A 2,098-nucleotide genomic window follows, 5' to 3' on the forward strand; every position below is an offset into this window, starting at 1 on the left:
CCCCGGCGGCGCCGACGGCAAGAGCGGCGTAGCCGGCAGCGCGGATGTACGACGGCCACGCCGGACCCCCCGAGACGAGAGCACCGGATACCGCGTGGCTGACGGCAACGAGCGCCCCGCCCGCAGCGAAGCTCAACCAACCCGACTCGGCGTCGTCGCGCCGCGCGATCGCGTACGCCGCCAGCCCGACCGACACGGTGAAGCCGAGGATGTGCACCGCCAGGTGCAGGGGGATGGCGACGCCGCTGCTCATCGGTTCGGTCGAGTGTACGGGGAGGTCGCGGCGACCCGCGGCCCTGCTTCAGGTATCGACCTGCTGCACGGCGTGCTTGACCGTGCCGGTCGGGCTGCGCGGCAGCCTGGCCGCCACCTGCAGAGCGCGATCAGCTCCGGTCCAGCGCGACCGCATCGGGGGGGCGGCGCCCCGCACGCAGCTGCTCCAAGGCGTCAAGCGCCTCTTGCAGCGTGCCGACGGGGATCACCAGGATGTCGCGGCCCACCCGCGTGCTGCGCGCCTCGTCGAGGTTGCCGCGCGGCACCAGGAACGCCGAGGCGCCGCGGCTCTCGTCACGGTGGACGGCACCGAGGATCTTCTGCTGGATGCCTCCGATCGCACCGACCGCACCGTGTTCGTCGATGGCCCCCGTCCCGGCGATGACCGCCCCGCCGGTTAGGTCCTTGGGGGTGAGCGCATCGATCACCGCCAGAGCGAACATCAGCCCCGCCGAGGGACCGCCGACGTCGCCCGCCTCGATGCTCACGTCGACCGGGAGGCTGACGTGGTCGGTCAGCACCGCTCCCACCAGCGGCCTGTCCGGGTCGTTGGCGTGGGGGGCCAACCGCACCGCGACGGTGCGGAGATCCCCGTCGCGGCGGATGCGCAACCTCACCACGTCGCCCGGCGCCCGCTCGCGGACGTGTTCCGTGGCGGCGTCGGCTGTGCGGACCGGGTCGCCGCCGACCGAGACGATCACGTCGCCAGGTTCGAGGACCGCCTCGGCCGGTGACCCGGCAACGACCTCGACGACCCGCGCCCCGTCGGGCGCGAGGTCCACCGCGTAGCCGAGCGTGCGCAACGCCGCGACCGCGGCTGCGACCTGTGAGCGGTCCATCTCGGCGACGTTCCGCTGCCGGACCTCGTCGGTCTCGTCTCCCGGGGGGTACAGCTCGGTCCGTGCCACGAGCCGAACCCGTGGGGACCACAGGTGGCGGACCCACTCGCCAGCGGCGACGTCGGGATCGACCGCGACGGTGGTCAGCAGCAGCTCACCCGCCGACGCGTACGTCCGCGCGCCCCGGATGTCGACGGCGGTCAAAGCATCCTGAGCGGGTCCTGGATGCAGCGCGACGAAGCAACGTGGCTGGGCTGGGAACGCCTCGCACCGCACGTGGCCACGGCCCAGGAGACCGACGGCCGAGACCAACAACAGGATCGACAGCAGACGGCGCACGCGACCTACCTGGGAGCGGACGGCGGGACGCCGGCACGCGCGTCGATGCTACCCGACGGGTGAGACGTCAGCCGCGGTTGAACAGCGAGATCTTCCGGTTGTCGGCTGGGGTGTCGGTGCCTTCCACGTTCTCCTCGTGGGCCACGCTGACCGGCGCGGGCGCCAGCGGCATGGCTCCCGCCGGCGGCGACGGCTGGTCAACGACCGGCGTCGCGGGCGCTGGGGCGGGGGCTTCGTGCGTGACCACCGCGGCCCGGTAGTAGGCGCGGAAGGTGACCGGGACCTGGCGGTAGACGCGCACGTCGGCGACGCCCTCGTCGTTGCGCAGCTGCTCCACGCGCTCCAGCGCAGCCTCGACGCTGTGGACGTCCTCGAGCCGGTCTTCCCCGGCCGGGGTGCGGTAGCGGACGACGTGCTCCATGACGGCTCCGTTCTGACACGCGCGGGCGCGCGTTGTACAGCTGTTCTCGACCGTCGCCCCGACGGACTTTACGCGCGGTGCGGAGGCCGCAACCGCCTGCGCCGCGTGGCGACGGTGGTGAGGATCAGCGCGACCACGTCGATCGCTAGCAGGACCGCCGCGAGCGCCGCCCACCGGCCGACCGCCGCGCGCTCGCCCTGCCGTGCCGGGCCGGCCTGCGGTGAGG

3 protein-coding genes are annotated in these 2,098 nt (G+C 73.5%); all 3 read right to left on the bottom strand.

From position 1 onward, the window contains the following. On the bottom strand, window positions 1-253 hold a 253-nt coding region (locus M3N57_12480; protein ID MDP9023486.1), incomplete at its 3' end, for a hypothetical protein. A gap of 130 nt (window positions 254-383) precedes the next feature. Then, window positions 384-1,316 (bottom strand): PDZ domain-containing protein, encoded by a 933-nt coding sequence (locus M3N57_12485; protein ID MDP9023487.1) that lies wholly within the window; start codon window positions 1,314-1,316, stop codon window positions 384-386. A gap of 202 nt (window positions 1,317-1,518) precedes the next feature. Beyond that, a complete protein-coding gene (locus tag M3N57_12490) occupies window positions 1,519-1,872 on the bottom strand; it encodes a hypothetical protein (GenBank protein ID MDP9023488.1) in 354 nt (117 codons plus the stop codon). Window positions 1,873-2,098: the final 226 nt, after the last annotated feature.

This window comes from Actinomycetota bacterium (genome assembly GCA_030776725.1).
Lineage (GTDB): Bacteria > Actinomycetota > Nitriliruptoria > Nitriliruptorales > JAHWKO01 > JAHWKW01.